Here is a 3,079-nt window from a genome sequence, read left to right on the forward strand (position 1 = left end):
AAATATTGGATAAACGAAATGTCTGTTTGGCTATTTTGTTCTAGCATTGATTATTTAGATTTTACTTTTTTTGAAAATAAAGAAATTGAATTAAAACAAATCCTTACTGAATTATTGTTGGAAGAAGAATTTTCTAATGAAGAGGCAAATTCAATAAGCACAAATTTTTATAATGAAATAAGTAAAGTACATAAATTATTACTGCAAGATTTAGCTGCGATTTTAGAATTTGATCCTGCTGCAAAGTCAAGAAACGAAGTATTAATTTCTTATCCAGGATTTTTTGCAATTACAGTTCATAGAATTGCATTTGAATTATGGAATTATAAAAGTACCGTATTATCTAGAGCTTTTGCAGAATATGCTCATAGTAAAACAGGAATTGATATTCATCCTGCAGCAACAATTGGCGAACGTTTTTTTATAGATCACGGAACAGGAATTGTAATTGGAGAAACCGCAATTATTGGTAAAAATGTAAAAATATATCAAGGTGTAACGCTTGGCGCATTGACTGTAAGTAAGGATAAAAGTAATGAAAAACGTCATCCAACAATTGAAGATAATGTAGTAATTTATGCCAACGCAACCATTCTTGGAGGAAAAACTACAATTGGAAAAGATGCTATAATTGGAGGAAATGTTTGGATTACTAATTCAATTCCTGCTCAATCGTTAGTATTTCATAAAAGTGAAATTGTGGTTAAAAACAAACAAAATTTTCCAGAAGCATTGAATTTTAGTATTTAAAAAAGAGAAAAATTAATTATAAAAAAGAAGTATGAAAGCAAAAAACATTTTAGAAACTATTGGAAATACTCCTGTTGTAAAACTAAGTAGATTATTTCCTAAAAATAACGTTTTTATTAAACTAGAACGTACCAATCCTGGAAACAGTATTAAAGACAGAATTGCCTTAGCCATGATTGAAGATGCCGAAAAGAAAGGACTTTTAAACGAAAACAGCATAATTATAGAACCAACATCTGGAAATACTGGTATAGGTTTGGCATTAGTTGCAGCCGTAAAAGGTTACAAAGTAATTTTGGTTATGCCAGAATCTATGAGTATTGAAAGAAGAAAATTAATGGAAATTTATGGAGCACAATTTGAATTAACTCCAAGAGAAAAAGGAATGAAAGGAGCAATTGAACGTGCTGCAGAGTTAGTTCTAGAAACGCCAAACGCTTGGTCGCCACAGCAATTTAACAATCCTGCCAATATAGAAATTCATAAAACTACAACTGCGTTAGAAATTCTAGCCGATTTTCCTGATGGCTTAGATTATATAATCACTGGAGTTGGAACTGGTGGACACATAACTGGAGTTGCCGAAGTTTTAAAAGAAAAATTTCCAAATTTAAAAGTTATTGCTGTTGAACCAGAATTGTCTCCTGTTTTAAGTGGTGGAAATCCTGCGCCACATCCATTACAAGGAATTGGAGCTGGTTTTATTCCAGAAAATTATCATGCCAATGCCATTGATGAAGTAATTCAAGTTAGTAAAGACGATGCTTACGATTTTACTAGAACGATAGCCAAAAAAGAAGGAATTTTAGTTGGCGTTTCTTCTGGAGCATCACTTGCTGCGGTTTCTAAAAAACTGCAAACTATTTCTAATGATGCAATTGTACTTACTTTTAATTATGATACAGGCGAAAGATATTTATCTATTGAAGGATTATTTTAAACGATTTAAATTTAAGCATTAGAAAAGCATCTTTAGTTTTAAGATGCTTTTTTATTTGAAACTATTTTTTAACATCTGTAATTTTATTTTTTCGTAAGTTTATACCATAAATTATTTTATGAAATTTCTAATAAAAATTTTTATTCTTTTTTCATTTTTTAGTGTTTTTGCGCAAGACATTAAAAAAGATTCTGTAGTTGTAAAAGTTGATTCTTTGTATAGAGAAGATCAGTTTTATTTTAATTTTTCTTATGGTAATCTTCAAAAAATCCCTAAAGATTTAAATCAAATTAAATTTTCTCCTGCTATTTCGGTTGGGTTTTTAAGAGACTTCCCTTTAAATAAAAATAGAACTTTTGCCTTAGCAATTGGTTTAGGTTATGCAGCAACTACTTATAATCATAATTTATATCAATATAAATCGGTTGATGTAAGTGGAAATGAAACAAGAGAATATGAAATTCTTTCAGAAGATATTTTTTATCAAAAAAATAAACAATCGCTGCATTATTTAGAAATTCCATTTGAAATTAGATGGCGAAATTCTACATTTGCAAGTCATAAATTTTGGCGAATTTATACTGGTTTTAAAGTAAGTTATTTATTTTTTGATAAATATAAGTTTGTAAATGATATTCAAACTATTGTTATAAAAAACAATCCAGATTTTAATAAATTACATTATGGTTGTTACATTTCTGCTGGATGGACTACATGGAATGCCTATGTTTATTATGGATTAAATTCAATATTTAAATCGGCCAAAATTGATGGTCAAGATATTAAAATGAATACTTTAAACATTGGATTGCAATTTTATATTTTATAACCAAAAACACCACAATACTAATTGTGGCAACATACCAAAGGTGTAACCCAAAATCAATTCGGTTAACGTATGTGCTTTCATATACAATCTTGAAGTTGCAACCAAACCAGAAATTAAAAATAAAATAGCGACAATTGCAATACAATTTTCTTGATGATGGATGCTTAGAGCAATTGCAAAAAATGTTAATGCGCTTATTGCAATCATATGTATGCTTGCTTTAATGTTGGCTAACACAAATATCAAAGCTATAATTGTACTAATAATGCCGCCAAGAAAGAAAAAATAAAGCTCTGGAAATCTATCAATTGTAACACTTTTTTGAATTAAAACAGCTGTTAAACTAATTTGTACTAGTAATGGCGCTTTTCTTTGCGAAGTTTCGGTAAGCATTATAGTATCAACTTTTCCAAAGGTTCTTAATAAATAAAAAAAGGTTAAAGGCAATAAAAAAGTTATAATTATTACTTGAAATAATAATAAAAAATACTGTTCTCTTGAATAATAATTTTGATTAAAAAAGATATAAAAAAGTGTTCCTAAAATTGGAATAAAAATAG

General features: G+C 28.5%; 4 protein-coding genes. 3 read left to right on the top strand and 1 reads right to left on the bottom strand.

All coding sequences use genetic code 11. From position 1 onward, the window contains the following. The 3 genes from epsC to ACH2BO_RS00175 all read left to right on the top strand — a co-directional run. A partial coding sequence (gene epsC, locus ACH2BO_RS00165) for a serine O-acetyltransferase EpsC (protein WP_395042730.1) occupies window positions 1-750 on the top strand: 750 nt, incomplete at its 5' end. A gap of 31 nt (window positions 751-781) precedes the next feature. After that, window positions 782-1,690, top strand: a complete 909-nt coding sequence (gene cysK, locus ACH2BO_RS00170; RefSeq protein WP_395042731.1) for a cysteine synthase A — start codon at window positions 782-784, stop codon at window positions 1,688-1,690. A 118-nt stretch (window positions 1,691-1,808) separates the two neighbouring features. After that, window positions 1,809-2,519 (top strand): porin family protein, encoded by a 711-nt coding sequence (locus ACH2BO_RS00175; protein ID WP_395042732.1) that lies wholly within the window; start codon window positions 1,809-1,811, stop codon window positions 2,517-2,519. Here ACH2BO_RS00175 and ACH2BO_RS00180 read toward each other — a convergent pair. Then, the coding region (locus ACH2BO_RS00180; RefSeq protein WP_395042733.1) for a hypothetical protein at window positions 2,514-3,079 on the bottom strand (566 nt) is incomplete at its 5' end. The two genes, ACH2BO_RS00175 and ACH2BO_RS00180, sit on opposite strands and share 6 nt — an antisense overlap.

This window comes from Flavobacterium sp. (genome assembly GCF_043773265.1).
Lineage (GTDB): Bacteria > Bacteroidota > Bacteroidia > Flavobacteriales > Flavobacteriaceae > Flavobacterium.

What these genes read in the sequence shown, in the direction of transcription:
- cysK (WP_395042731.1), top strand. Translation starts at nt 782, where the DNA reads ATGAAAGCAAAAAACATTTTAGAAACTATTGGAAATACTCCTGTTGTA.
- ACH2BO_RS00175 (WP_395042732.1), top strand. Translation starts at nt 1,809, where the DNA reads ATGAAATTTCTAATAAAAATTTTTATTCTTTTTTCATTTTTTAGTGTT.